We start from the raw sequence: 22,535 nt of genomic DNA, 5'->3' as shown, positions 1-22,535 counted from the left end.
TGAGCCTTATGGCCACCACTTCGCTTGACCTGGCCAAGGTCCGCAATATTGGGATCATGGCCCACATCGACGCGGGCAAGACGACGACCACCGAGCGCATCCTGTTTTACACCGGTGTGAGCTACAAGATCGGTGAGGTCCACGACGGCGCTGCCACGATGGACTGGATGGAGCAGGAGCAGGAGCGCGGCATCACGATCACGTCCGCCGCGACGACCTGTCACTGGCCGCTCGAGGACGTCGATCACACCATCAACATCATCGACACCCCGGGGCACGTCGACTTCACGGTCGAGGTGGAGCGTTCGCTCCGCGTGCTCGACGGTGCCGTCACGGTGTTCGACGGTGTCGCCGGCGTTGAGCCCCAGTCCGAGACTGTGTGGCGCCAGGCGGACCGCTACGGCGTTCCGCGTATCTGCTTCGTCAACAAGCTCGACCGCACCGGCGCGGAGTTCCACCGCTGCGTCGACATGATCGTGGACCGCCTCGGCGCGACCCCGATCGTGATGCAGCTGCCGATCGGTGCCGAGGCGGACTTCAAGGGCGTCGTCGACCTCGTTCGTATGAAGGCTCTTGTCTGGTCCGCCGAGGCCACCAAGGGCGAGATGTACGACGTCGTCGACATCCCGGCCACGCACACCGAGGCTGCCGAGGAGTGGCGCGGCAAGCTGGTCGAGACCGTGGCTGAGAACGACGAAGAGGTCATGGAGCTGTACCTGGAGGGCGTCGAGCCCACCGAGGAGCAGCTGTACGCCGCGATCCGTCGTATCACCATCGCGTCCGGCAAGGGCGGCGGCACCACGATCACCCCGGTGTTCTGCGGTACCGCCTTCAAGAACAAGGGTGTTCAGCCGCTGCTCGACGCGGTCGTGCGCTACCTGCCTTCTCCCCTGGACGTCGAGGCCATCGAGGGCCACGACGTGAAGGACCCGGAGACGGTCGTCAAGCGCAAGCCGTCCGACGACGAGCCGCTGTCCGCCCTCGCCTTCAAGATCGCGAGCGACCCGCACCTGGGTAAGCTCACCTTCATCCGGGTCTACTCGGGTCGCCTGGAGTCCGGCACCGCTGTGCTGAACCCCACCAAGGGCAAGAAGGAGCGCATCGGCAAGATCTACCGTATGCACGCGAACAAGCGTGAGGAGATCGAGTCGGTGGGCGCCGGCGACATCGTCGCCGTCATGGGCCTGAAGCAGACCACCACCGGTGAGACGCTGTGCGACGACAAGAACCCGGTGATCCTGGAGTCCATGGACTTCCCGGCGCCGGTCATCCAGGTCGCGATCGAGCCCAAGTCCAAGGGTGACCAGGAGAAGCTGGGTGTCGCCATCCAGCGTCTCGCGGAGGAGGACCCCTCCTTCCAGGTCCACTCGGACGAGGAGACCGGCCAGACCATCATCGGTGGTATGGGCGAGCTTCACCTCGAAGTGCTCGTCGACCGCATGCGTCGCGAGTTCCGCGTCGAGGCGAACGTCGGCAAGCCGCAGGTCGCGTACCGCGAGACGATCCGCAAGACCGTCGAGCGTATCGACTACACGCACAAGAAGCAGACCGGTGGTACCGGTCAGTTCGCGAAGGTGCAGATCGCGCTGGAGCCCATCGAGGGCGGCGACGCGACCTACGAGTTCGTGAACAAGGTCACCGGTGGCCGCATCCCCCGTGAGTACATTCCCTCGGTGGACGCGGGCGCGCAGGAGGCCATGCAGTTCGGCATCCTGGCCGGGTACGAGATGGTGGGCGTCCGCGTCACCCTTCTCGACGGTGGCTACCACGAGGTCGACTCCTCCGAACTCGCGTTCAAGATCGCCGGTTCGCAGGCGTTCAAGGAGGGTGCTCGCAAGGCGTCCCCCGTGCTCCTCGAGCCGATGATGGCCGTTGAGGTCACCACGCCCGAGGACTACATGGGCGATGTCATCGGCGACCTCAACTCCCGCCGTGGCCAGATTCAGGCCATGGAGGAGCGCAGCGGTGCCCGGGTCGTCAAGGGCCTGGTTCCGCTGTCGGAGATGTTCGGCTACGTCGGAGACCTCCGCAGCAAGACCTCGGGTCGCGCAAGCTACTCGATGCAGTTCGACTCCTACGCCGAGGTTCCGCGGAACGTCGCCGAGGAGATCATCGCGAAGGCCAAGGGCGAGTAACTCTTCCGAGTACACGCCTTAGGCTTGTCACCGGAGCCTGCTGGGGCATTCCAGCCGTTACGCAAGTAATCGGCTGGAGTGCCCCGGGCCCCGGCATCCCAGCAAAGATCACCTGGCGCCGATGAGTAAGGCGTACAGAACCACTCCACAGGAGGACCCCAGTGGCGAAGGCGAAGTTCGAGCGGACTAAGCCGCACGTCAACATCGGCACCATCGGTCACATCGACCACGGTAAGACGACCCTCACGGCCGCCATTACCAAGGTGCTGCATGACGCGTACCCGGACCTGAACGAGGCCTCGGCCTTCGACCAGATCGACAAGGCTCCTGAGGAGCGCCAGCGCGGTATCACCATCTCCATCGCGCACGTCGAGTACCAGACGGAGTCGCGTCACTACGCGCACGTCGACTGCCCGGGTCACGCGGACTACATCAAAAACATGATCACGGGTGCGGCGCAGATGGACGGCGCCATCCTCGTGGTCGCCGCCACCGACGGCCCGATGCCGCAGACCAAGGAGCACGTGCTCCTGGCCCGCCAGGTCGGCGTGCCGTACATCGTTGTCGCCCTGAACAAGGCCGACATGGTGGACGACGAGGAGATCATGGAGCTCGTCGAGCTCGAGGTTCGTGAGCTCCTCTCCGAGTACGAGTTCCCGGGCGACGACCTGCCGGTCGTGCGCGTCTCGGCGCTCAAGGCTCTCGAGGGCGACAAGGAGTGGGGCCAGTCGGTCCTGAACCTGATGGCCGCCGTCGACGAGGCGATCCCGCAGCCCGAGCGTGACGTCGACAAGCCGTTCCTGATGCCGATCGAGGACGTCTTCACGATCACCGGTCGTGGCACCGTCGTCACCGGTCGTATCGAGCGTGGTGTCCTCAAGGTCAACGAGACCGTCGACATCGTCGGCATCAAGACCGAGAAGACCACCACCACGGTCACCGGCATCGAGATGTTCCGCAAGCTGCTCGACGAGGGCCAGGCCGGTGAGAACGTCGGTCTGCTCCTCCGTGGCATCAAGCGCGAGGACGTGGAGCGCGGCCAGGTCATCATCAAGCCCGGTTCGGTTACGCCGCACACCGAGTTCGAGGCCCAGGCCTACATCCTGTCGAAGGACGAGGGTGGTCGTCACACCCCCTTCTTCAACAACTACCGCCCGCAGTTCTACTTCCGTACCACGGACGTGACCGGCGTCGTGACCCTCCCCGAGGGCACCGAGATGGTCATGCCGGGCGACAACACCACCATGACGGTCTCGCTGATTCAGCCGGTCGCCATGGAGGAGGGCCTGAAGTTCGCCATCCGTGAGGGTGGCCGGACCGTCGGCGCCGGCCAGGTCATCAAGATCAACAAGTAATTGCTGATCTGATCTGATCTGGTTGCTCCTGGAGCATCAGCAAGGGCCCCGCACCATCGGTGCGGGGCCCTTGTTCGCGTCTCGGCCCTCTCAGCCGGCCGTTCCGGCCCCGGGCAACCAGGTCCAGGGGTGTGCGTCGGCCCCAAGGCCCACGACGGTGGCGCCCGAGCGGCCCGTGTGCAGGGAGGGCGCGTCCAGCGCCGCGATCCCTTGCGTGCGCGTCAGAAGCTTTTCGCCGGTGCGGAGTTGGATCCGGCCACGGATGTCCTTGCCGAGCAGTACGAGGCCGCCCGGGGCCGCGGCCGCGCTGAGTGGGCCGTACCCTTCGAAGCCTTCCTTGCGGGGCCGGGCGGGTGCGCCGCCGGTGCGTACGGCCATCACCACCGAGTCCGCCGGCTTGCGGTAGTACAGCTCGATGCCACCGTCGTCGGTCAGCACCGGGGCGAGCGGGCCCCCGGGGACCGGCAGCCGGCTGTCCGGGCGGAAGGTGAGCGGCAGGCCCATGGTGTCCTGCGTCCAGTGGTGCACGCTCTCGCGACCGGCGCCGAAGACATGGACCCGGCCGGCCCTGTCCACGACCGTGGAGAGGCCGTCCTGGATCTCCGCGCCGCCGAGGTCGCGCCAGCGGTCCCAGCGCCCGGTCCTGTCGCGGACCCGGGTGCTGATGCCCTTGTCGGCATTGCGGACGAAGAGGTGGACCCGGCCGTCGGGGGCCGCGACCGCCACCGGAACGCCGATGCGGCGGCCGCGGTCGTCGTCCCGCTCGGGGTTGCCCAGGCCGTTCCAGGCGAGGAACTCGCCGCCGGGGGAGCCCTGTTCCAGCAGGACGACCTCGCGCCGGTTGGCGCCGCCGTGGCCGTCGATGGCGGCGAAGCGCAGCGCGAACAGCAGCTGACGGCCGTCCTTGAGGGTGGCCGCGCCGAGCGCGGGCGCGAGCGGGCCGCCGCCGAGGTCGTCCGGGGCGCCCCACTGGCCGCTTCCCGGCCGGGTCTCCCGCCAGCGGACCGCACGCAGCCCGAGTACGCCGTAGGCGACCAGCCGGCCGGACGCCTCGGCGGCGACGGTGGTGCGGGGGCCGGGGTAGCGGTGGTGGGTGGCGCGGACCCAGCCCTTCTTGTTCTTGAGCGGGCGGATGCCGCCGACGTTGTAGTCGCCGCAGCCGGCCGCGTTGCCGCATTCCCAGTCCGGGCTGCCGCCGTACGGGACGAGGCCGGCGGCCTTCTCCCGGAGGACCGCGGCCGGGAGGTTCTTCGGCCAGTGGCGGTTGTAGTAGCCGCGGAAGGCGGTGGCGACGAAGCCGGGCACCTCACCGCTGTCGCTCGTCGCACGGGCGACCCAGCGGACCATCGCGGCCCAGCTGAACAGGGCGGCGGCGGTGTGGTCGGCGTGATCCGAGTAGCCGCGCTGCTCGCTGTCCTTCTTACGGGTGGCCTCGTCGCTGTGCTGGATGTCGGGATCGGGGTCCAGGGTCTGGATCACGGTCGGCCGGTACTGCTCCATCAGCCCGACGAGTACGTCGATGAGCGCGTCGTAGTCGTACGAGACGGTCCTGCGCAGCGGAGAGTCCGTGGCGACGACGGTGTTCAGACCGAGCGAGCGGTCCCGCCACAGGCTGGGGAGAGCCATATAGCGGCGAGTGGTGTGCATGGGGAGGTTGAGGAAGATCAGTTCGACCGCGGCCCGGCCGTTGGTGAGGGTGTTGATCTCCGCCCGGTGGCCGCCGTGCAGCGAGGCGACATCCTTGGTCCAGTCGGCGAACATGTCGAGCCCGAGCAGGGCCGCGTAGGCCTGGCGCAGGCCCTGGTGGCGGGCGGAGGCGTAGCCGGCCCGGTCCGCGGGGACGTCCCAGTCCCCGGGTATGTGGTTCTTGCCGTTGTGCTCACCCGCGGTGACATAGATGCAGACCAGCGGGACCCCGGCGGCCAGCATCCGCTGGGTGTCGGGGTTCATGAAGTACAGATCGTCATCCGGATGGGCCAGTATCTGCATCGCCTGCGCCCGCCGGGAGCTGGCTATCGCCATGCCGGGCGCGGGGTCCGCGGCGGGGGTGGAGCGCCGCGGGGCGGGTACGGAGCAGGAACTGAGGGCCGCGGCGGCGGCGAGGACGGTCGTGGCGGTGACCACACGGCGTCTGCTCGGGCCGCCGGGGCGCGTGGCAGCCGCCGCCCGGGCAGGCGCGTCGTTCATCTGTCGTGCTCCGTCCGCTCCCCCGCAGCGGGCAGAGAGGCCCCCGTGCTGCGTACTGTCTTTCTCAGGCGATGGCGGACGGGCTGCTGGTCAGAGCCGTTCCGCAGTCAGCAAGACGGCTGACCGACACGCGAGGTTGCTTCGCCGCAGGAAGCTTGTGCGTGGGGCGGAGCGGTGGGGTACGCTCTCCGGCCACGATTGGCCAGGGGTCTGCCCCTTATGGCACACTGTCCAGGTTGCTCGGTTGAGTGCCAATGTTGCGCGCCTCCCGCCGGGAGGACCGGAAGCGAGTCCCACAGTACTCGTCGCCCCAACTGCCGTAAGGCAGCGCTGGAGCGGACGTACGGGAATCTTCCGGGAAGTGTCAGCGGGGTACCAGCCAGGCGCTCGGTGGGTGTTCTTCCCCCGACGCGTGGTCTTCGGCCCGCACCCCCTTGGTTGGGAAATCCTTCGGGAGATCTTCGTAGAGGGAGTGCGACACGCCCGACCGCGGGGGTCGGAGAAGTTCGCAGGACCGACCGAGTTCCAGAGCGTTTCTAGAGACAGGACTACTAGTAGCCATGGCGGGACAGAAGATCCGCATCCGGCTCAAGGCCTACGACCACGAGGTCATCGATTCCTCGGCGAAGAAGATCGTCGAGACGGTGACCCGCACTGGTGCGTCGGTCGCGGGCCCGGTGCCGCTGCCCACTGAGAAGAACGTGTACTGCGTCATCAAGTCGCCGCACAAGTACAAGGACTCTCGCGAGCACTTCGAGATGCGCACGCACAAGCGCCTGATCGACATCCTCGACCCGACGCCCAAGACCGTTGACTCGTTGATGCGCCTGGACCTTCCGGCCGGCGTTGACATCGAGATCAAGCTCTGAGAGGCGCGGAGAAGATGGCAAAGCAGATCAAGGGCGTCCTGGGCGAGAAGCTCGGCATGACCCAGGTCTGGGACGAGAACAACCGTGTCGTCCCGGTGACCGTCGTCAAGGCCGGGCCCTGCGTCGTTACCCAGGTCCGTAAGAACGACATCGACGGCTACGAGTCGGTCCAGATCGCCTTCGGCGAGATTGACCCGCGCAAGGTGAACAAGCCCCTCAAGGGTCACTTCGCCAAGGCCGACGTAACCCCGCGCCGCCACCTGGTGGAGCTCCGTACCTCCGACGCCAGCGAGTACACGCTGGGCCAGGAGATCACTGCCGAGGTGTTCGAGTCCGGCGTCAAGGTTGACGTCACGGGCAAGAGCAAGGGCAAGGGCTTCGCCGGTGTCATGAAGCGTCACAACTTCAAGGGCCTCGGCGCCGGTCACGGTACCCAGCGCAAGCACCGCTCGCCCGGTTCCATCGGTGGCTGCGCCACCCCTGGGCGTGTCTTCAAGGGCATGCGCATGGCGGGCCGCATGGGTAACGAGCGGGTCACCACCCAGAACCTGACCATCCACGCGGTTGACGCGGAGAAGGGCCTGCTGCTCATCAAGGGCGCGGTTCCTGGTCCGAACGGCGGCCTCGTCCTCGTCCGCACTGCGGCCAAGGGGGTCTGAGGACTATGAGCACCATTGACATTCTGTCGCCCTCCGGCGACAAGTCCGGGACCGTCGAGCTCCCGGCCGAGATCTTCGACGCCAAGATCAGCATCCCGCTGATCCACCAGGTCGTTGTCGCGCAGCTGGCCGCCGCCCGTCAGGGCACGCACAAGGTCAAGCGCCGTGGCGAGGTCCGTGGTGGCGGTAGGAAGCCTTACCGCCAGAAGGGCACCGGCCGAGCCCGTCAGGGTTCGACCCGTGCGCCGCAGTTCGCCGGCGGTGGCGTCGTACACGGCCCCACGCCGCGTGACTACTCGCAGCGGACCCCGAAGAAGATGAAGGCCGCCGCCCTGCGCGGTGCCCTCACCGACCGGGCCCGTAACTCCCGTATCCACGTCGTCTCCGGCGTGGTCGAGGGCGAGATCTCCACGAAGGCCGCCAAGTCCCTGCTGGGCAAGGTCAGCGAGCGCAAGAACGTGCTCCTGGTTGTCGAGCGCTCGGACGAGGCCGCGTGGCTCTCCGCCCGCAACCTGCCCCAGGTGCACCTCCTGGAGCCGGGCCAGCTGAACACGTACGACGTACTCGTCTCTGACGACGTGGTCTTCACCAAGGCCGCCTTCGAGTCCTTCGTGTCTGGCGCGCCTACTGGCCGGAACGATGAGACCGAAGGGAGCGACGCCTGATGGCTGACATTGCCTCGCAGGCCACCGTCACCAGCAAGACCTACTCGGACCCGCGCGACGTTCTCGTCAAGCCGGTTGTCTCCGAGAAGAGCTACGCCCTGCTGGACGAGAACAAGTACACGTTCATCGTCGCGCCCGGCTCCAACAAGACCCAGATCAAGCAGGCCGTCGAGGCGGTCTTCTCGGTCAAGGTCACCGGGGTCAACACGATCAACCGTCAGGGTAAGCGCAAGCGCACCAAGACCGGTTTCGGCAAGCGCGCCAACACCAAGCGCGCCATCGTGACCCTCGCTGAGGGCGACCGAATCGACATCTTCGGCGGCCCGACCTCCTGACGGAGGTCGAGACGTCCAGGATCCGGAATTCTTCCGAGGACTGAGAGAACATGGGTATCCGCAAGTACAAGCCGACGACCCCGGGCCGTCGTGGCTCCAGCGTCGCCGACTTTGTCGAGATCACGCGGTCCACGCCGGAGAAGTCGCTGGTCCGCCCGCTGCACAGCAAGGGCGGCCGTAACAACACCGGTCGTGTGACCGTCCGTCACCAGGGCGGTGGCCACAAGCGCGCCTACCGCGTGATCGACTTCCGTCGTCACGACAAGGACGGCGTGCCGGCCAAGGTCGCTCACATCGAGTACGACCCGAACCGCACCGCGCGCATCGCGCTTCTGCACTACGCAGACGGCGAGAAGCGCTACATCATCGCGCCCAAGGGCCTGACGCAGGGCGACCGTGTCGAGAACGGCCCGGCCGCCGACATCAAGCCCGGCAACAACCTGGCGCTGCGCAACATCCCGGTCGGTACGACCATCCACGCCATCGAGCTGCGGCCCGGCGGCGGCGCGAAGTTCGCCCGTTCCGCGGGTGCCTCCGTGCAGCTGCTGGCGAAGGAGGGCACGATGGCCCACCTTCGTATGCCTTCCGGTGAGATCCGGCTGGTCGACGCCCGCTGCCGCGCCACCATCGGCGAGGTCGGCAACGCCGAGCAGTCGAACATCAACTGGGGCAAGGCCGGCCGTCTGCGCTGGAAGGGCGTTCGCCCGACCGTCCGCGGTGTCGCCATGAACCCGGTCGACCACCCGCACGGTGGTGGTGAGGGCAAGACCTCCGGTGGTCGCCACCCGGTCAGCCCGTGGGGTCAGAAGGAGGGTCGTACTCGCTCGCCGAAGAAGGCATCGAGCAAGTACATCGTCCGCCGCCGCAAGACGAACAAGAAGCGCTAGGAGCGGGTTTAGATGCCGCGCAGTCTCAAGAAGGGGCCCTTCGTCGACGGACACCTCATCAAGAAGGTGGATGTCCAGAACGAAGCAGGCACCAAGAACGTCATCAAGACCTGGTCCCGTCGCTCGATGATCGTCCCGGCCATGCTCGGCCACACGATCGCGGTGCACAACGGCAAGATCCACGTCCCGGTGTTCGTCACCGAGTCGATGGTCGGCCACAAGCTCGGCGAATTCTCGCCGACTCGCACCTTCCGCGGCCACGTCAAGGACGACCGGAAGTCGAAGCGCCGCTAACGCGGGGTGACTGACTATGACTTACACCGAAGGGACAACCATGGAAGCCAGGGCCCAGGCGCGGTACATCCGCGTCACGCCCATGAAGGCCCGCCGAGTGGTGGACCTCATCCGTGGCATGGATGCCACGGAGGCTCAGGCGGTCCTGCGTTTCGCCCCGCAGGCCGCGAGCGTGCCGGTTGGCAAGGTGCTTGACAGCGCCATTGCCAACGCTGCACACAACTACGACCACACCGACGCCTCTTCGCTGGTCATCAGCGAGGCGTACGTGGACGAGGGCCCGACCCTGAAGCGGTTCCGTCCGCGTGCTCAGGGCCGTGCCTACCGGATCCGTAAGCGGACCAGCCACATCACCGTGGTCGTCAGCAGCAAGGAAGGAACCCGGTAATGGGCCAGAAGGTTAACCCGCATGGGTTCCGGCTCGGCATCACCACGGACTTCAAGTCCCGTTGGTACGCCGACAAGCTGTACAAGGACTACGTCAAGGAAGACGTCGCCATTCGTCGCATGATGACGAAGGGCATGGAGCGAGCCGGCATCTCGAAGGTTGAGATCGAGCGCACCCGCGACCGCGTCCGCGTTGACATCCACACCGCCCGCCCGGGCATCGTCATCGGTCGCCGTGGCGCCGAGGCCGACCGCATCCGTGGCGAGCTGGAGAAGCTGACCGGCAAGCAGGTCCAGCTGAACATCCTCGAGGTCAAGAACCCCGAGGTGGACGCTCAGCTGGTGGCCCAGGCCGTCGCCGAGCAGCTCTCCTCCCGCGTCTCCTTCCGTCGCGCCATGCGTAAGAGCATGCAGGGCACGATGAAGGCCGGCGCCAAGGGCATCAAGATCCAGTGCGGTGGCCGTCTCGGCGGCGCCGAGATGTCCCGCTCGGAGTTCTACCGCGAGGGCCGTGTGCCCCTGCACACGCTCCGCGCGAACGTCGACTACGGCTTCTTCGAGGCCAAGACGACCTTCGGCCGTATCGGTGTGAAGGTCTGGATCTACAAGGGCGACGTCAAGAACATCGCCGAGGTCCGCGCCGAGAACGCTGCGGCCCGTGCGGGTAACCGCCCGGCCCGTGGTGGCGCCGGCGACCGTCCGGCCGGTGGCCGTGGCGGTCGTGGTGGCGAGCGGGGCGGCCGCGGTGGTCGCAAGCCGCAGCAGTCTGCGCCGGCAGCCGAGGCCCCCAAGGCCGAGGCTCCCGCCGCTGCCGCTGCTCCGGCTGCTGAGAGCACCGGAACGGAGGCCTGACCGAAATGCTGATCCCCCGTAGGGTCAAGCACCGCAAGCAGCACCACCCGAAGCGCAGCGGTATGTCCAAGGGTGGTACGCAGGTTGCGTTCGGCGAGTACGGCATTCAGGCCCTCACTCCGGCGTACGTGACCAACCGCCAGATCGAGGCGGCTCGTATCGCGATGACCCGCCACATCAAGCGTGGCGGCAAGGTCTGGATCAACATCTACCCGGACCGCCCGCTGACGAAGAAGCCTGCCGAGACCCGCATGGGTTCCGGTAAGGGTTCCCCGGAGTGGTGGATCGCGAACGTCAAGCCCGGTCGGGTGATGTTCGAGCTGTCCTACCCGAACGAGAAGATTGCGCGTGAGGCGCTTACCCGCGCAGCTCACAAGCTTCCAATGAAGTGCCGGATCGTTCGGCGCGAGGCAGGTGAGTCGTGATGTCTACCGGTACCAAGGCGTCCGAGCTGCGAGAGCTGGGCGACGAGGAGCTTGTCGCCAAGCTTCGCGAGGCCAAGGAAGAGCTGTTCAACCTCCGCTTCCAGGCGGCGACCGGTCAGCTCGAGAACCACGGCCGGCTCAAGGCCGTCCGCAAGGACATCGCGCGGATCTACACCCTCATGCGTGAGCGCGAGCTGGGCATCGAGACGGTGGAGAGCGCCTGATGAGCGAGAGCAATGTGACTGAGACCAACACTGACCGCGGTTTCCGCAAGACCCGTGAGGGTCTGGTCGTCAGCGACAAGATGGACAAGACCGTCGTCGTCGCTGTCGAGGACCGTGTGAAGCACGCGCTGTACGGCAAGGTCATCCGCCGTACCAACAAGCTCAAGGCGCACGACGAGCAGAACGCTGCCGGTGTCGGCGACCGCGTCCTCATCATGGAGACGCGTCCGCTGTCGGCGACGAAGCGCTGGCGCATCGTCGAGATCCTCGAGAAGGCCAAGTAATCCCTGAGGGGGTTTCCCCTCAGGACAGTTCCGCCAGGCTCGGCAGGGGCCTGACCTCGTAAGAGGACAGCCCCTGCCGGGAACCGGCAGACGATCAGGAGATAGACGTGATCCAGCAGGAGTCGCGACTGCGTATCGCCGACAACACTGGTGCCAAGGAGATCCTTTGCATCCGTGTTCTCGGTGGTTCCGGTCGCCGCTACGCGGGCATCGGTGACGTCATCGTCGCCACCGTCAAGGACGCGATCCCCGGTGGCAACGTGAAGAAGGGTGACGTCGTCAAGGCGGTCATCGTTCGCACCGTCAAGGAGCGCCGTCGCCAGGACGGCTCGTACATCCGCTTCGACGAGAACGCCGCCGTCATTCTGAAGAACGACGGCGACCCTCGGGGCACCCGTATCTTCGGCCCGGTGGGCCGTGAGCTGCGCGAGAAGAAGTTCATGAAGATCATCTCGCTCGCGCCGGAGGTGCTGTAAGCATGAAGATCAAGAAGGGCGACCTGGTTCAGGTCATCACCGGCAAGGACAAGGGCAAGCAGGGCAAGGTCATCGCGGCCTTCCCCCGTGAGGACCGCGTCCTGGTCGAGGGTGTCAACCGGGTCAAGAAGCACACCAAGGCCGGTCAGACCGCTCGCGGCTCGCAGACCGGTGGCATTGTCACGACTGAGGCCCCCGTTCACGTGAGCAACGTTCAGCTCGTCGTGGAGAAGGACGGCAACAAGGTCGTCACGCGCGTCGGTTACCGCTTCGACGACGAAGGCAACAAGATCCGCGTTGCCAAGCGGACGGGTGAGGACATCTGATGGCTACCACCACCACTCCGCGTCTGAAGACGAAGTACCGCGAGGAGATCGCGGGCAAGCTGCGTGAGGAGTTCTCGTACGAGAACGTCATGCAGATTCCCGGCCTCGTCAAGATCGTGGTCAACATGGGTGTGGGCGACGCCGCCCGCGACTCCAAGCTGATCGACGGCGCGATTCGCGACCTCACCACGATCACCGGCCAGAAGCCGGCCGTCACCAAGGCCCGTAAGTCCATCGCGCAGTTCAAGCTGCGTGAGGGCCAGCCGATCGGTGCCCACGTCACGCTTCGTGGCGACCGCATGTGGGAGTTCCTGGACCGCACTCTGTCGCTCGCGCTTCCGCGCATCCGCGACTTCCGTGGTCTGTCCCCCAAGCAGTTCGACGGCCGTGGCAACTACACCTTCGGTCTCACGGAGCAGGTCATGTTCCACGAGATCGACCAGGACAAGATCGACCGCGTCCGGGGTATGGACATCACCGTGGTCACCACGGCGACCAACGACGCTGAGGGCCGCGCGCTCCTTCGTCACCTCGGCTTCCCGTTCAAGGAGGCGTAAGCGAGATGGCGAAGAAGGCTCTTATTGCCAAGGCTGCTCGTAAGCCCAAGTTCGGTGTGCGCGCCTACACCCGCTGCCAGCGCTGTGGCCGTCCGCACTCCGTCTACCGCAAGTTCGGCCTGTGCCGCGTGTGCCTTCGTGAGATGGCTCACCGTGGCGAGCTGCCGGGCGTGACCAAGAGCTCCTGGTAATTCCCTTCTTGGGAATTACCGGAGGCTCTCGGTAAGTATCTGGTCGGCGGGAGCCCTCCCTCATATGCCGTAGGCTTGTGGGGTTGGGCGCCTGCCGCCCTGACCGACTTACTACGCCGTAGGTCCCCGCACCGCACCCGTCCCGCCACTGAGTGGGGAGAGGGATGGCGCATACAGGAAACCCCGGCGAGAGAGGCCGAAGGCCAATTCATGACCATGACTGATCCCATCGCAGACATGCTCACGCGTCTGCGTAACGCGAACTCGGCATACCACGACTCCGTCGTGATGCCGCACAGCAAGATCAAGTCGCACATCGCGGAGATCCTCCAGCAGGAGGGCTTCATCACCGGCTGGAAGGTCGAGGACGCCGAAGTCGGCAAGAACCTCGTCCTGGAGCTGAAGTTCGGCCCGAACCGCGAGCGTTCGATCGCCGGCATCAAGCGCATTTCCAAGCCGGGTCTGCGCGTGTACGCGAAGTCCACCAGTCTGCCGAAGGTTCTCGGCGGCCTGGGCGTGGCGATCATCTCCACGTCCCACGGTCTCCTGACCGGCCAGCAGGCGCAGAAGAAGGGCGTGGGTGGGGAAGTCCTCGCCTACGTCTGGTAGTCGGGAACGGAGGAAAAGCTAATGTCGCGAATCGGCAAGCTCCCCATCCAGGTTCCCGCCGGTGTGGACGTCACCATCGATGGCCGCACGGTCGCGGTGAAGGGACCCAAGGGTTCCCTCGCGCACACCGTCGCTGCGCCGATCGAGGTCACCAAGGGCGAGGACGGCACCCTGAAGGTGCTGCGCCCGAACGACGAGCGTCAGAACAAGGCCCTCCACGGCCTGTCCCGCACGCTGGTGGCGAACATGATCACCGGCGTGACCCAGGGGTACGTCAAGGCGCTCGAGATCAGCGGTGTCGGTTACCGCGTTGCCGCGAAGGGCTCCAACCTGGAGTTCCAGCTCGGCTACAGCCACTCGATCCTGGTGGAGGCGCCCGAGGGCATCTCCTTCAAGGTCGAGTCGCCGACCAAGTTCTCGGTCGAAGGCATCGACAAGCAGAAGGTCGGCGAGGTCGCCGCGAACATCCGCAAGCTGCGGAAGCCCGACCCGTACAAGGCCAAGGGTGTCAAGTACGCCGGCGAGGTCATCCGCCGCAAGGTCGGAAAGGCGGGTAAGTAAGCCATGGCATACGGTGTAAAGATTGCCAAGGGCGACGCGTACAAGCGCGCTGCCATCAAGCGCCGCCACATCCGCGTCCGCAAGCACGTCTCCGGCACGCCGGTACGTCCGCGCCTGGTCGTGACGCGCTCCAACCGCAACATCGTTGCGCAGGTCATCGACGACATCGCGGGCCACACGCTCGCGTCGGCGTCGACCCTGGACACCTCGATTCGTGGTGGCGAGGGCGACAAGAGCGCCCAGGCCAAGCAGGTCGGCGCGCTTGTGGCCGAGCGTGCGAAGGCTGCCGGCATCGAGACCGTCGTGTTCGACCGTGGTGGCAACAGGTACGCCGGGCGCATTGCCGCTCTGGCTGACGCCGCCCGCGAAGCCGGGCTGAAGTTCTAAGCCCCGGTTCCGGGACTAACGGACGTAACAGAGAGAGGTAAATCCAATGGCTGGACCCCAGCGCCGCGGAAGCGGTGCCGGTGGCGGCGAGCGGCGGGACCGGAAGGGTCGCGACGGTGGCCCTGCCGCCGAGAAGACCGCTTATGTTGAGCGCGTTGTCGCGATCAACCGCGTTGCCAAGGTTGTCAAGGGTGGTCGCCGCTTCAGCTTCACCGCGCTGGTCGTGGTGGGCGACGGTGACGGCACCGTAGGTGTCGGATACGGCAAGGCCAAGGAAGTTCCCGCGGCCATCGCCAAGGGCGTTGAAGAGGCCAAGAAGAACTTCTTCAAGGTTCCGCGTATCCAGGGCACCATCCCGCACCCGATCACGGGCGAGAAGGCCGCGGGCGTCGTCCTGCTCAAGCCTGCTTCCCCCGGTACCGGCGTTATCGCCGGTGGCCCGGTGCGTGCGGTGCTCGAGTGCGCCGGCGTCCACGACATCCTGTCGAAGTCGCTCGGCTCGTCCAACGCGATCAACATCGTGCACGCGACCGTGGCGGCCCTCAAGGGTCTGCAGCGTCCCGAGGAGATCGCGGCTCGCCGTGGTCTGCCCCTCGAGGACGTCGCCCCCGCGGCTCTGCTTCGTGCACGTGCGGGAGCGGGTGCGTAATGTCCCGTCTCAAGATCACGCAGACGAAGTCGTACATCGGCAGCAAGCAGAACCACCGCGACACCCTGCGTTCGCTCGGGCTCAAGCGCCTGAACGACGTGGTTGTCAAGGAGGACCGTCCCGAGTTCCGCGGCATGGTGCACACCGTCCGCCACCTCGTCACGGTAGAGGAGGTCGACTGACATGGCGGAGAACAACCCGCTGAAGGTCCACAACCTCCGGCCCGCCCCGGGCGCCAAGACCGCCAAGACCCGTGTGGGTCGTGGTGAGGCGTCCAAGGGTAAGACCGCAGGTCGTGGTACCAAGGGCACCAAGGCCCGTTACCAGGTTCCGGAGCGCTTCGAGGGTGGGCAGATGCCCCTCCACATGCGTCTCCCGAAGCTCAAGGGCTTCAAGAACCCGTTCCGTACCGAGTACCAGGTCGTGAACCTGGACAAGCTGGCCGCGCTCTACCCGCAGGGTGGCGAGGTCACGGTGGCCGATCTGGTCGACAAGGGTGCGGTTCGCAAGAACAGCCTCGTCAAGGTCCTTGGCCAGGGCGAGATCTCCGTGGCGCTGCAGGTTTCGGTTGACGCCGTCTCCGGTTCCGCCAAGGAGAAGATTGCCGCTGCCGGCGGCACCGTCACCGAGCTCGTCTGAGACGAGTTCGATGGCTGAAAGCTGAAAATCGACCGGGGATGCCTCTCAAATGGGGCATCCCCGGTTGGTCGTTCCTAGGGGGGCACTTCCGCCGGTAAGGTGGCGTGCACTGTTGCTGTGAACAAAGGGGGTTCTGCCCCCGGCCGTGCGGTCTGTCCGACTAAGATCGTGCGGATTGCCTATTACGTATTCGTCGATCCTCAATACCGTCACCTCTGACGCAGTAGCGCGGGGGTCGCAGGAGGCACCGTGCTCACCGCGTTCGCCCGGGCGTTCAAGACGCCCGACCTGCGCAAGAAGCTGCTCTTCACGCTCGCCATCATCGTGCTGTACCGGCTGGGGTCCCATATTCCGGTCCCAGGCGTCAGCTACCAGAACGTACAGATCTGTGTGGACGCGGCCCAGAAGGGCAACAACAGCCTGTTCGGCCTGGTGAACATGTTCAGTGGCGGGGCGCTGCTGCAGATCACCATCTTTGCGCTGGGCATCATGCCGTACATCACGGCGAGCATCATCCTGCAGCTGCTGACCGTGGTCATTCCGCGGCTGGAGGCCCTCAAGAAGGAGGGTTCGGCCGGCACCGCGAAGATCACGCAGTACACGCGATACCTGACTGTCGCCCTCGCCGTGCTGCAGGGCACCGGCCTGGTGGCAACGGCCCGCAGCGGCGCGCTCTTCAGCGGCTGCACAGTCGCCGACCAGATCGTTCCGGACCGCTCGATCTTCACGACCATCCTCATGGTCGTCACCATGACCGCGGGCACCGCTGCCGTCATGTGGCTCGGTGAGCTCATCACCGACCGCGGCATCGGCAACGGCATGTCCATCCTGATGTTCATCTCGATCGCCGCCGGCTTCCCGGGCGCCCTGTGGGCCATCAAGGAGAGCGGCAAGCTCGCCAAGGGCTGGATCGAGTTCAGCACGGTCATCCTGATCGGCTTCGTGATGGTCGCCCTGGTCGTCTTCGTCGAGCAGGCTCAGCGCCGTATCCCGGTGCAGTACGCGAAGCGGATGATCGGGCGGCGGTCGTACGGCGGTACGTCCACATACATCCCGCTCAAGGTGAACCAGGCGGGTGTGATTCCCGTCATCTTCGCCTCTTCGCTGCTCTACATCCCGGCGCTGGTCGCTCAGTTCAGCAGTGGCACGTCGGGCTGGAAGACCTGGATCGAACAGCACTTCGTCAAGGGCGATCACCCGTACTACATCGCCACGTACTTCCTGTTGATCGTGTTCTTCGCCTTCTTCTATGTGGCGATCTCGTTCAACCCCGAGGAAGTCGCTGACAACATGAAGAAGTATGGTGGCTTCATCCCGGGTATCCGGGCTGGTCGACCTACTGCCGAGTATCTGAGCTACGTGCTCAACAGGATCACTTGGCCGGGCTCGCTGTACCTGGGTCTGATTGCTCTTGTCCCGACGATGGCGTTGGCAGGCTTCGGCGGCGCGAACCAGAACTTCCCGTTCGGCGGGACGAGCATCCTCATCATCGTGGGTGTGGGTCTGGAGACCGTGAAGCAGATCGAGAGCCAGCTCCAGCAGCGTAATTACGAAGGGTTCCTCCGCTGATGCGAATCGTCCTCGTCGGACCGCCTGGTGCCGGCAAGGGAACGCAGGCTGCGTACCTTGCCAAGAACCTGGCGATCCCGCACATCTCCACGGGCGACCTCTTCCGCGCCAACATCAGCCAGGGCACGGAGCTCGGCCTGCAGGCCAAGGCCTACATGGACGCGGGAGAGCTGGTGCCCGACGAGGTCACCATCGCGATGGCCAAGGACCGGATGGAACAGCCGGACGCCGCGAACGGCTTCCTGCTCGACGGCTTCCCGCGCAATGTCTCGCAGGCCGAGGCGCTCGACGCGATGCTGAAGGCCGAGGGCATGACGCTGGACGCGGTGCTCGACCTGGAGGTCCCCGAGGACGAGGTCGTGAAGCGGATCGCGGGCCGCCGCATCTGCCGCAACGACTCGAGCCACGTCTTCCATGTGACGTACTCCCCGGCGAAGACCGAGGGCGTCTGCGACATCTGCGGCGGCGAGCTGTACCAGCGTGACGACGACTCAGAGGAGACGGTGCGCAGGCGGCTCGAGGTCTACCACACGCAGACCGAGCCGATCATCGACTACTACCGGGCGCAGAACCTGGTGGTCACGATCTCCGCGCTGGGCAAGGTCAACGAGGTGACCCAGCGGGCGATGGACGCGCTCCAGAAGTCCCGCGAGGACTGACGCGAGGACTGAGCAGTACCCCGCAGTACCCCAGCAGTACCTTCAGTACGGCCGCGGTGTCCGATGGGCGCCGCGGCCGTACTGTTGAGCAGAGACACGTCAGATGTGGAAGGCAAGGCCATGGTGCAGATCAAGACCCCGGAGCAGATCGCGAAGATGCGCGAGGCGGGGTTGGTCGTCGCCGCGATCCACGCGGCGACCCGCGAGGCGGCGGTGCCCGGCGCCACCACCAAGGATCTGGACGAGGTCGCCCGCAAGGTGATCGCCGACCACGGCGCGAAGTCGAACTTCCTGGGGTACGGCGGGTTCCCCGCGACCATCTGCACGTCGGTGAACGAGGTCGTCGTCCACGGCATCCCGGACGAGAAGACCGTCCTCAAGGACGGCGACGTCATCTCGGTCGACGCCGGCGCGATCATCGACGGCTGGCACGGCGACGCGGCCTTCACGGCATTCGTCGGCAACGGTCACGCTCCGGAGCTGGTGGAGCTCTCCCGGGTCACCGAGGAGTCGATGTGGGCCGGCATCGCCGCGATGAAGAACGGCAACCGGCTGGTCGACGTCTCGCGTGCGATCGAGACGTACATCCGCCGCCAGCCGAAGCCGGGCGGCGGCCGGTACGGGATCATCGAGGAGTACGGCGGCCACGGCATCGGCACCGAGATGCACATGGACCCGCACCTGCTGAACTACGTCACGCGCAAGCGCGGCAAGGGCCCGAAGCTGGTCCCGGGCTTCTGCCTGGCGATCGAGCCGATGGTCTCACTCGGCACCCCGCACACCGAGGTGCTCCAGGACGAGTGGACGGTCATCACTACGGATGGCACCTGGTCCTCGCACTGGGAGCACTCGGTGGCGCTGACGGAGGAGGGCCCGCTGGTCCTCACCTCTCCGGACTGCGGCAGGGCGAAGCTGGCGGAAATGGGCATCACGGCGGCCCCGGACCCGCTGGCCTGAGCACCCTGTCTCCGCTTAAGGATCTTCATGGGTGGGCACACTTGCCGGATTCGTCTTTTCCAGTGCCCTGTCGTAGACTGATGCGTCGGCTCTTGTGTACCCGTGTGTCTCCATGCGGCCACGCGAGTCGATCAAGGTAGCCGATTCGAAGGGCGAAGCGTGGCCAAGAAGCAAGGTGCCATCGAAATTGAGGGCACCGTGATCGAGTCCCTCCCGAACGCGATGTTCAAGGTGGAACTCCAGAACGGTCACAAGGTCCTCGCGCACATCTCCGGCAAGATGCGGATGCACTACATCCGTATCCTCCCGGACGACCGGGTCGTCGTGGAGCTCTCTCCGTACGACCTGACGCGTGGCCGGATCGTCTACCGGTACAAGTAGATCTTGTCGTCACCCCATTCGGTGGGGTGTCGGCACTGACCCGGAGAACCTCACATCCCATGAAGGTCAAGCCGAGCGTCAAGAAGATCTGCGACAAGTGCAAGGTGATCCGCCGTCACGGCCGGGTCATGGTCATCTGCGACAACCTGCGCCACAAGCAGCGCCAGGGCTGACGCACGACCTTCCGCACTCGCAGTTCTTCGGGCGACGCAAGTAATCAAGTACATACGCAGATCCCGCCTGGCTTCGGTCGGCGATACCCCCGGTGGAGGCCGGGGACCTGGTCCGTACCACCCTCCTTTCTCAGTAAGGGTCGGCGGCCACGGAATGGCTCTGCGGAAGACCTCCGAAACAACAGGAGCCATGAATGGCACGCCTTTCCGGCGTTGACCTCCCGCGCGAGAAGCGCGTCGAGATCGCCCTCACCTACGTCTTCGGCATCGGGCGTACCCGGTCCAAGGAAGCCCTTGCGGCCACCGGTGTCGACCCCAACACGCGCGTTCGTGATCTGCCCGAAGAGGACCTGGTCAAGCTCCGCGAGTACGTGGACGCGAACCTCAAGACCGAGGGTGACCTCCGTCGCGAGGTGCAGGCCGACATTCGCCGCAAGATCGAGATCGGCTGCTACCAGGGCCTGCGGCACCGCCGTGGCCTGCCGGTCCACGGTCAGCGCACCAGCACGAACGCTCGTACCCGCAAGGGCCCGCGTCGCGCCATCGCCGGTAAGAAGAAGCCGGGCAAGAAGTAGTCCTCAGCCGGACGCTCATCAGCGGTCTTCGCTGTAGGACCGACCACCTCCCGTAGGAGTAATAGATGCCCCCCAAGGGTCGTCAGGGCGCTGCCAAGAAGGTGCGCCGCAAGGAAAAGAAGAACGTCGCTCATGGGCACGCCCACATCAAGAGCACGTTCAACAACACGATCGTCTCGATCACGGACCCCTCGGGCAACGTGATCTCCTGGGCCTCCGCCGGCCACGTCGGCTTCAAGGGCTCGCGCAAGTCCACCCCCTTCGCCGCGCAGATGGCCGCCGAGTCGGCCGCCCGCCGCGCGCAGGAGCACGGCATGCGCAAGGTCGACGTCTTCGTCAAGGGTCCCGGCTCCGGCCGCGAGACCGCGATCCGCTCCCTCCAGGCCACGGGCCTCGAGGTCGGTTCGATCCAGGACGTCACCCCCACCCCGCACAACGGCTGCCGCCCCCCCAAGCGCAGGCGCGTCTGACCTCAGGTGCGTGACCGCATCTGTGGTTTCGGGCGGTACGTTCCTTCCGGGGCGTGCCGCCCGTACCCTTGTTCCGTTGGCATCAAATAGTGGGTGCCAAGACTGGAGGCATTTCTCATGCTTATCGCTCAGCGTCCCTCGCTGACCGAAGAGGTCGTCGACGAGTACCGCTCACGGTTCGTGATCGAGCCGCTGGAGCCGGGCTTCGGCTACACCCTCGGTAACTCCCTGCGCCGTACGCTCCTCTCCTCGATCCCCGGCGCTGCTGTCACCAGCATCCGGATCGACGGTGTCCTGCACGAGTTCACCACCGTGCCGGGCGTCAAGGAGGACGTCACCGACCTCATCCTGAACATCAAGCAGCTGGTCGTCTCCTCGGAGCACGACGAGCCGGTCGTGATGTACCTGCGCAAGCAGGGTCCCGGCCTGGTCACCGCTGCTGACATCGCCCCGCCGGCCGGCGTGGAGGTCCACAACCCGGACCTCGTTCTCGCGACGCTGAACGGCAAGGGCAAGCTGGAGATGGAGCTGACCGTCGAGCGCGGTCGCGGCTACGTCTCCGCCGTGCAGAACAAGCAGGTGGGCCAGGAGATCGGCCGTATCCCGGTCGACTCCATCTACTCGCCGGTGCTCAAGGTCACGTACAAGGTCGAGGCGACCCGTGTCGAGCAGCGCACCGACTTCGACAAGCTGATCGTCGACGTCGAGACCAAGCAGGCCATGCGTCCGCGTGACGCCATGGCTTCGGCCGGTAAGACCCTGGTCGAGCTGTTCGGTCTGGCGCGCGAGCTCAACATCGACGCCGAGGGCATCGACATGGGCCCGTCCCCGACGGACGCCGCGCTCGCTGCCGACCTGGCGCTGCCGATCGAGGAGCTCGAGCTCACCGTTCGTTCGTACAACTGCCTCAAGCGCGAGGGCATCCACTCCGTGGGTGAGCTCGTGGCGCGTTCCGAGGCCGACCTGCTCGACATCCGCAACTTCGGTGCGAAGTCGATCGACGAGGTCAAGGCGAAGCTGGCCGGCATGGGCCTGGCGCTCAAGGACAGCCCGCCCGGATTCGACCCGACGGCCGCCGCGGACGCGTTCGGCGCGGACGACGACGCGGACGCCGGGTTCGTGGAGACCGAGCAGTACTGAGCCGTGCGTCCGGCGGTTGGGACTCTGTCCTCAACCGCCGGACGGGCTTGATTTGATACTTCCGGTGGGCGGCCGCCCGCCGGTAACTGACACCGGTACCTGATACGGCCGGTGCAGATCACAAGGAGAAACACCATGCCGCGTCCCACCAAGGGAGCCCGTTTCGGCGGCAGCGCCGCGCACGAGCGTCTGCTTCTCGCGAACCTCGCGAAGTCGCTGTTCGAGCACGGCCGCATCACCACGACCGAGGCCAAGGCCCGCCGCCTGCGTCCGGTCGCCGAGCGCCTGATCACCAAGGCGAAGAAGGGCGACATCCACAACCGTCGCCTGGTGCTGCAGTCGATCACGGACAAGGGCGTCGTCCACACGCTCTTCACCGAGATCGCTCCGCGTTACGCCGAGCGCCCGGGCGGCTACACCCGGATCACCAAGATCGGCAACCGTCGTGGCGACAACGCCCCGATGGCTGTGATCGAGCTGGTCGAGGGTGAGATCGCGAAGAAGGCGACCGTTGCCGAGGCCGAGGCCGCTGCCAAGCGCGCGGTCAAGGAAGACGCCCTCAAGAAGGACGAGGTCGTCGAGGACGCCAAGCCCGAGGGCGACGCCGCTGCGGCGGACGAGTCCAAGGACGCCTGAGCGTTCTGAAGGCTGACGGACG

At 66.0% G+C, this 22,535-nt stretch carries 33 protein-coding genes; 32 read left to right on the top strand and 1 reads right to left on the bottom strand.

What is annotated here, in order from left to right:
• Positions 1-8: 8 nt before the first annotated feature.
• The gene (gene fusA / locus ACFYWY_RS07485) at positions 9-2,135 is read left to right on the top strand and encodes an elongation factor G (protein WP_389181133.1); all 2,127 of its coding nucleotides are present in this window, start codon (positions 9-11) and stop codon (positions 2,133-2,135) included.
• 161 nt (positions 2,136-2,296) lie between these two features.
• Complete coding sequence (gene tuf / locus ACFYWY_RS07480) at positions 2,297-3,490, top strand: elongation factor Tu (protein WP_307661685.1); 1,194 nt, start codon at positions 2,297-2,299, stop codon at positions 3,488-3,490.
• A 90-nt stretch (positions 3,491-3,580) separates the two neighbouring features.
• Here the strand turns inward: tuf and ACFYWY_RS07475 are convergent, their stop codons facing one another.
• Positions 3,581-5,677: a PIG-L family deacetylase gene (locus tag ACFYWY_RS07475; RefSeq protein WP_389181129.1), complete on the bottom strand. Its 2,097-nt coding sequence runs from the start codon at positions 5,675-5,677 to the stop codon at positions 3,581-3,583.
• A 560-nt stretch (positions 5,678-6,237) separates the two neighbouring features.
• Here ACFYWY_RS07475 and rpsJ point away from each other — a divergent pair.
• From rpsJ to rplQ, 30 genes are all read left to right on the top strand, one after another.
• Complete coding sequence (gene rpsJ, locus ACFYWY_RS07470) at positions 6,238-6,546, top strand: 30S ribosomal protein S10 (protein ID WP_003948644.1); 309 nt, start codon at positions 6,238-6,240, stop codon at positions 6,544-6,546.
• Positions 6,547-6,560: 14 nt separating this feature from the next.
• Complete coding sequence (gene rplC, locus ACFYWY_RS07465) at positions 6,561-7,205, top strand: 50S ribosomal protein L3 (protein ID WP_266534126.1); 645 nt, start codon at positions 6,561-6,563, stop codon at positions 7,203-7,205.
• A gap of 5 nt (positions 7,206-7,210) precedes the next feature.
• Positions 7,211-7,870 carry a 50S ribosomal protein L4 gene (rplD, locus tag ACFYWY_RS07460; RefSeq protein ID WP_389181126.1) on the top strand — a complete coding sequence of 220 codons (660 nt, stop codon included), beginning with the start codon at positions 7,211-7,213 and terminating at the stop codon, positions 7,868-7,870.
• On the top strand, positions 7,870-8,205 hold the full coding sequence (gene rplW, locus ACFYWY_RS07455; RefSeq protein ID WP_389181123.1) for a 50S ribosomal protein L23: 336 nt from the start codon (positions 7,870-7,872) through the stop codon (positions 8,203-8,205). Before rplD ends, rplW begins: the two co-directional genes overlap by 1 nt.
• Before the next feature lie 50 nt (positions 8,206-8,255).
• Positions 8,256-9,092, top strand: a complete 837-nt coding sequence (rplB, locus tag ACFYWY_RS07450) for a 50S ribosomal protein L2 (protein WP_108151510.1) — start codon at positions 8,256-8,258, stop codon at positions 9,090-9,092.
• Between the two features lie 12 nt (positions 9,093-9,104).
• Positions 9,105-9,386 (top strand): 30S ribosomal protein S19, encoded by a 282-nt coding sequence (gene rpsS / locus ACFYWY_RS07445; protein WP_003966956.1) that lies wholly within the window; start codon positions 9,105-9,107, stop codon positions 9,384-9,386.
• Positions 9,387-9,426: 40 nt separating this feature from the next.
• Positions 9,427-9,774: a 50S ribosomal protein L22 gene (gene rplV / locus ACFYWY_RS07440; RefSeq protein WP_004571827.1), complete on the top strand. Its 348-nt coding sequence runs from the start codon at positions 9,427-9,429 to the stop codon at positions 9,772-9,774.
• On the top strand, positions 9,774-10,625 hold the full coding sequence (rpsC, locus tag ACFYWY_RS07435; protein WP_307661679.1) for a 30S ribosomal protein S3: 852 nt from the start codon (positions 9,774-9,776) through the stop codon (positions 10,623-10,625). Before rplV ends, rpsC begins: the two co-directional genes overlap by 1 nt.
• Positions 10,626-10,630: 5 nt before the next feature.
• Positions 10,631-11,050: a 50S ribosomal protein L16 gene (gene rplP / locus ACFYWY_RS07430; protein ID WP_014047785.1), complete on the top strand. Its 420-nt coding sequence runs from the start codon at positions 10,631-10,633 to the stop codon at positions 11,048-11,050.
• Complete coding sequence (rpmC, locus tag ACFYWY_RS07425) at positions 11,050-11,274, top strand: 50S ribosomal protein L29 (RefSeq protein ID WP_307661678.1); 225 nt, start codon at positions 11,050-11,052, stop codon at positions 11,272-11,274. The genes rplP and rpmC overlap by 1 nt, the downstream gene beginning before the upstream one ends.
• Positions 11,274-11,558: a 30S ribosomal protein S17 gene (rpsQ, locus tag ACFYWY_RS07420; protein ID WP_307661677.1), complete on the top strand. Its 285-nt coding sequence runs from the start codon at positions 11,274-11,276 to the stop codon at positions 11,556-11,558. Before rpmC ends, rpsQ begins: the two co-directional genes overlap by 1 nt.
• Positions 11,559-11,665: 107 nt before the next feature.
• Positions 11,666-12,034, top strand: coding sequence for a 50S ribosomal protein L14 (gene rplN / locus ACFYWY_RS07415; RefSeq protein WP_008739701.1), 369 nt, complete (start codon positions 11,666-11,668; stop codon positions 12,032-12,034).
• A 2-nt stretch (positions 12,035-12,036) separates the two neighbouring features.
• A complete protein-coding gene (gene rplX, locus ACFYWY_RS07410; RefSeq protein ID WP_142214201.1) occupies positions 12,037-12,360 on the top strand; it encodes a 50S ribosomal protein L24 in 324 nt (107 codons plus the stop codon).
• Entirely contained in the window at positions 12,360-12,917 is a 558-nt protein-coding gene (gene rplE, locus ACFYWY_RS07405) for a 50S ribosomal protein L5 (protein ID WP_307661676.1), read from the top strand. Before rplX ends, rplE begins: the two co-directional genes overlap by 1 nt.
• Before the next feature lie 5 nt (positions 12,918-12,922).
• Positions 12,923-13,108 carry a type Z 30S ribosomal protein S14 gene (locus tag ACFYWY_RS07400; protein WP_003956452.1) on the top strand — a complete coding sequence of 62 codons (186 nt, stop codon included), beginning with the start codon at positions 12,923-12,925 and terminating at the stop codon, positions 13,106-13,108.
• A gap of 210 nt (positions 13,109-13,318) precedes the next feature.
• Positions 13,319-13,717: a 30S ribosomal protein S8 gene (gene rpsH, locus ACFYWY_RS07395; protein ID WP_307661675.1), complete on the top strand. Its 399-nt coding sequence runs from the start codon at positions 13,319-13,321 to the stop codon at positions 13,715-13,717.
• A gap of 21 nt (positions 13,718-13,738) precedes the next feature.
• Complete coding sequence (gene rplF, locus ACFYWY_RS07390) at positions 13,739-14,278, top strand: 50S ribosomal protein L6 (protein ID WP_389181116.1); 540 nt, start codon at positions 13,739-13,741, stop codon at positions 14,276-14,278.
• Positions 14,279-14,281: 3 nt separating this feature from the next.
• A complete protein-coding gene (gene rplR / locus ACFYWY_RS07385) occupies positions 14,282-14,665 on the top strand; it encodes a 50S ribosomal protein L18 (RefSeq protein WP_389181113.1) in 384 nt (127 codons plus the stop codon).
• A gap of 46 nt (positions 14,666-14,711) precedes the next feature.
• Positions 14,712-15,314, top strand: a complete 603-nt coding sequence (gene rpsE, locus ACFYWY_RS07380; protein WP_385309881.1) for a 30S ribosomal protein S5 — start codon at positions 14,712-14,714, stop codon at positions 15,312-15,314.
• Positions 15,314-15,496 (top strand): 50S ribosomal protein L30, encoded by a 183-nt coding sequence (gene rpmD / locus ACFYWY_RS07375; protein WP_389181109.1) that lies wholly within the window; start codon positions 15,314-15,316, stop codon positions 15,494-15,496. Before rpsE ends, rpmD begins: the two co-directional genes overlap by 1 nt.
• Before the next feature lies 1 nt (position 15,497).
• Positions 15,498-15,953 (top strand): 50S ribosomal protein L15, encoded by a 456-nt coding sequence (rplO, locus tag ACFYWY_RS07370; protein ID WP_389181106.1) that lies wholly within the window; start codon positions 15,498-15,500, stop codon positions 15,951-15,953.
• A gap of 249 nt (positions 15,954-16,202) precedes the next feature.
• Positions 16,203-17,522: a preprotein translocase subunit SecY gene (secY, locus tag ACFYWY_RS07365; protein ID WP_389181103.1), complete on the top strand. Its 1,320-nt coding sequence runs from the start codon at positions 16,203-16,205 to the stop codon at positions 17,520-17,522.
• Complete coding sequence (locus ACFYWY_RS07360; RefSeq protein WP_389181100.1) at positions 17,522-18,181, top strand: adenylate kinase; 660 nt, start codon at positions 17,522-17,524, stop codon at positions 18,179-18,181. Before secY ends, ACFYWY_RS07360 begins: the two co-directional genes overlap by 1 nt.
• Before the next feature lie 120 nt (positions 18,182-18,301).
• A complete protein-coding gene (gene map, locus ACFYWY_RS07355) occupies positions 18,302-19,138 on the top strand; it encodes a type I methionyl aminopeptidase (protein WP_389181097.1) in 837 nt (278 codons plus the stop codon).
• Positions 19,139-19,297: 159 nt separating this feature from the next.
• Entirely contained in the window at positions 19,298-19,519 is a 222-nt protein-coding gene (infA, locus tag ACFYWY_RS07350; protein WP_003956442.1) for a translation initiation factor IF-1, read from the top strand.
• A 59-nt stretch (positions 19,520-19,578) separates the two neighbouring features.
• Positions 19,579-19,692: a 50S ribosomal protein L36 gene (gene rpmJ / locus ACFYWY_RS07345; RefSeq protein WP_003956441.1), complete on the top strand. Its 114-nt coding sequence runs from the start codon at positions 19,579-19,581 to the stop codon at positions 19,690-19,692.
• Positions 19,693-19,886: 194 nt separating this feature from the next.
• Positions 19,887-20,267 (top strand): 30S ribosomal protein S13, encoded by a 381-nt coding sequence (gene rpsM, locus ACFYWY_RS07340; RefSeq protein WP_307661669.1) that lies wholly within the window; start codon positions 19,887-19,889, stop codon positions 20,265-20,267.
• A 65-nt stretch (positions 20,268-20,332) separates the two neighbouring features.
• Positions 20,333-20,737, top strand: a complete 405-nt coding sequence (gene rpsK, locus ACFYWY_RS07335; protein WP_003956432.1) for a 30S ribosomal protein S11 — start codon at positions 20,333-20,335, stop codon at positions 20,735-20,737.
• A 117-nt stretch (positions 20,738-20,854) separates the two neighbouring features.
• Complete coding sequence (locus ACFYWY_RS07330; RefSeq protein ID WP_003956430.1) at positions 20,855-21,877, top strand: DNA-directed RNA polymerase subunit alpha; 1,023 nt, start codon at positions 20,855-20,857, stop codon at positions 21,875-21,877.
• Positions 21,878-22,012: 135 nt separating this feature from the next.
• Positions 22,013-22,513, top strand: a complete 501-nt coding sequence (rplQ, locus tag ACFYWY_RS07325; RefSeq protein ID WP_307661668.1) for a 50S ribosomal protein L17 — start codon at positions 22,013-22,015, stop codon at positions 22,511-22,513.
• The last annotated feature ends 22 nt before the right edge of the window (positions 22,514-22,535 follow it).

It is taken from the genome of Streptomyces sp. NPDC002870, from assembly GCF_042888505.1.
Lineage (GTDB): Bacteria > Actinomycetota > Actinomycetes > Streptomycetales > Streptomycetaceae > Streptomyces.
This window is presented reverse-complemented; position numbering and strand designations above follow the sequence as displayed.

What these genes read in the sequence shown, in the direction of transcription:
- fusA (WP_389181133.1), top strand. Translation starts at nt 9, where the DNA reads ATGGCCACCACTTCGCTTGACCTGGCCAAGGTCCGCAATATTGGGATC.
- ACFYWY_RS07475 (WP_389181129.1), bottom strand. Translation starts at nt 5,677, where the DNA reads ATGAACGACGCGCCTGCCCGGGCGGCGGCTGCCACGCGCCCCGGCGGC.
- rpsJ (WP_003948644.1), top strand. Translation starts at nt 6,238, where the DNA reads ATGGCGGGACAGAAGATCCGCATCCGGCTCAAGGCCTACGACCACGAG.
- rplC (WP_266534126.1), top strand. Translation starts at nt 6,561, where the DNA reads ATGGCAAAGCAGATCAAGGGCGTCCTGGGCGAGAAGCTCGGCATGACC.
- rplD (WP_389181126.1), top strand. Translation starts at nt 7,211, where the DNA reads ATGAGCACCATTGACATTCTGTCGCCCTCCGGCGACAAGTCCGGGACC.
- rplW (WP_389181123.1), top strand. Translation starts at nt 7,870, where the DNA reads ATGGCTGACATTGCCTCGCAGGCCACCGTCACCAGCAAGACCTACTCG.
- rplB (WP_108151510.1), top strand. Translation starts at nt 8,256, where the DNA reads ATGGGTATCCGCAAGTACAAGCCGACGACCCCGGGCCGTCGTGGCTCC.
- rpsS (WP_003966956.1), top strand. Translation starts at nt 9,105, where the DNA reads ATGCCGCGCAGTCTCAAGAAGGGGCCCTTCGTCGACGGACACCTCATC.
- rplV (WP_004571827.1), top strand. Translation starts at nt 9,427, where the DNA reads ATGGAAGCCAGGGCCCAGGCGCGGTACATCCGCGTCACGCCCATGAAG.
- rpsC (WP_307661679.1), top strand. Translation starts at nt 9,774, where the DNA reads ATGGGCCAGAAGGTTAACCCGCATGGGTTCCGGCTCGGCATCACCACG.
- rplP (WP_014047785.1), top strand. Translation starts at nt 10,631, where the DNA reads ATGCTGATCCCCCGTAGGGTCAAGCACCGCAAGCAGCACCACCCGAAG.
- rpmC (WP_307661678.1), top strand. Translation starts at nt 11,050, where the DNA reads ATGTCTACCGGTACCAAGGCGTCCGAGCTGCGAGAGCTGGGCGACGAG.
- rpsQ (WP_307661677.1), top strand. Translation starts at nt 11,274, where the DNA reads ATGAGCGAGAGCAATGTGACTGAGACCAACACTGACCGCGGTTTCCGC.
- rplX (WP_142214201.1), top strand. Translation starts at nt 12,037, where the DNA reads ATGAAGATCAAGAAGGGCGACCTGGTTCAGGTCATCACCGGCAAGGAC.
- rplE (WP_307661676.1), top strand. Translation starts at nt 12,360, where the DNA reads ATGGCTACCACCACCACTCCGCGTCTGAAGACGAAGTACCGCGAGGAG.
- ACFYWY_RS07400 (WP_003956452.1), top strand. Translation starts at nt 12,923, where the DNA reads ATGGCGAAGAAGGCTCTTATTGCCAAGGCTGCTCGTAAGCCCAAGTTC.
- rpsH (WP_307661675.1), top strand. Translation starts at nt 13,319, where the DNA reads ATGACCATGACTGATCCCATCGCAGACATGCTCACGCGTCTGCGTAAC.
- rplF (WP_389181116.1), top strand. Translation starts at nt 13,739, where the DNA reads ATGTCGCGAATCGGCAAGCTCCCCATCCAGGTTCCCGCCGGTGTGGAC.
- rplR (WP_389181113.1), top strand. Translation starts at nt 14,282, where the DNA reads ATGGCATACGGTGTAAAGATTGCCAAGGGCGACGCGTACAAGCGCGCT.
- rpsE (WP_385309881.1), top strand. Translation starts at nt 14,712, where the DNA reads ATGGCTGGACCCCAGCGCCGCGGAAGCGGTGCCGGTGGCGGCGAGCGG.
- rpmD (WP_389181109.1), top strand. Translation starts at nt 15,314, where the DNA reads ATGTCCCGTCTCAAGATCACGCAGACGAAGTCGTACATCGGCAGCAAG.
- rplO (WP_389181106.1), top strand. Translation starts at nt 15,498, where the DNA reads ATGGCGGAGAACAACCCGCTGAAGGTCCACAACCTCCGGCCCGCCCCG.
- ACFYWY_RS07360 (WP_389181100.1), top strand. Translation starts at nt 17,522, where the DNA reads ATGCGAATCGTCCTCGTCGGACCGCCTGGTGCCGGCAAGGGAACGCAG.
- map (WP_389181097.1), top strand. Translation starts at nt 18,302, where the DNA reads ATGGTGCAGATCAAGACCCCGGAGCAGATCGCGAAGATGCGCGAGGCG.
- rpmJ (WP_003956441.1), top strand. Translation starts at nt 19,579, where the DNA reads ATGAAGGTCAAGCCGAGCGTCAAGAAGATCTGCGACAAGTGCAAGGTG.
- rpsM (WP_307661669.1), top strand. Translation starts at nt 19,887, where the DNA reads ATGGCACGCCTTTCCGGCGTTGACCTCCCGCGCGAGAAGCGCGTCGAG.
- rpsK (WP_003956432.1), top strand. Translation starts at nt 20,333, where the DNA reads ATGCCCCCCAAGGGTCGTCAGGGCGCTGCCAAGAAGGTGCGCCGCAAG.
- ACFYWY_RS07330 (WP_003956430.1), top strand. Translation starts at nt 20,855, where the DNA reads ATGCTTATCGCTCAGCGTCCCTCGCTGACCGAAGAGGTCGTCGACGAG.
- rplQ (WP_307661668.1), top strand. Translation starts at nt 22,013, where the DNA reads ATGCCGCGTCCCACCAAGGGAGCCCGTTTCGGCGGCAGCGCCGCGCAC.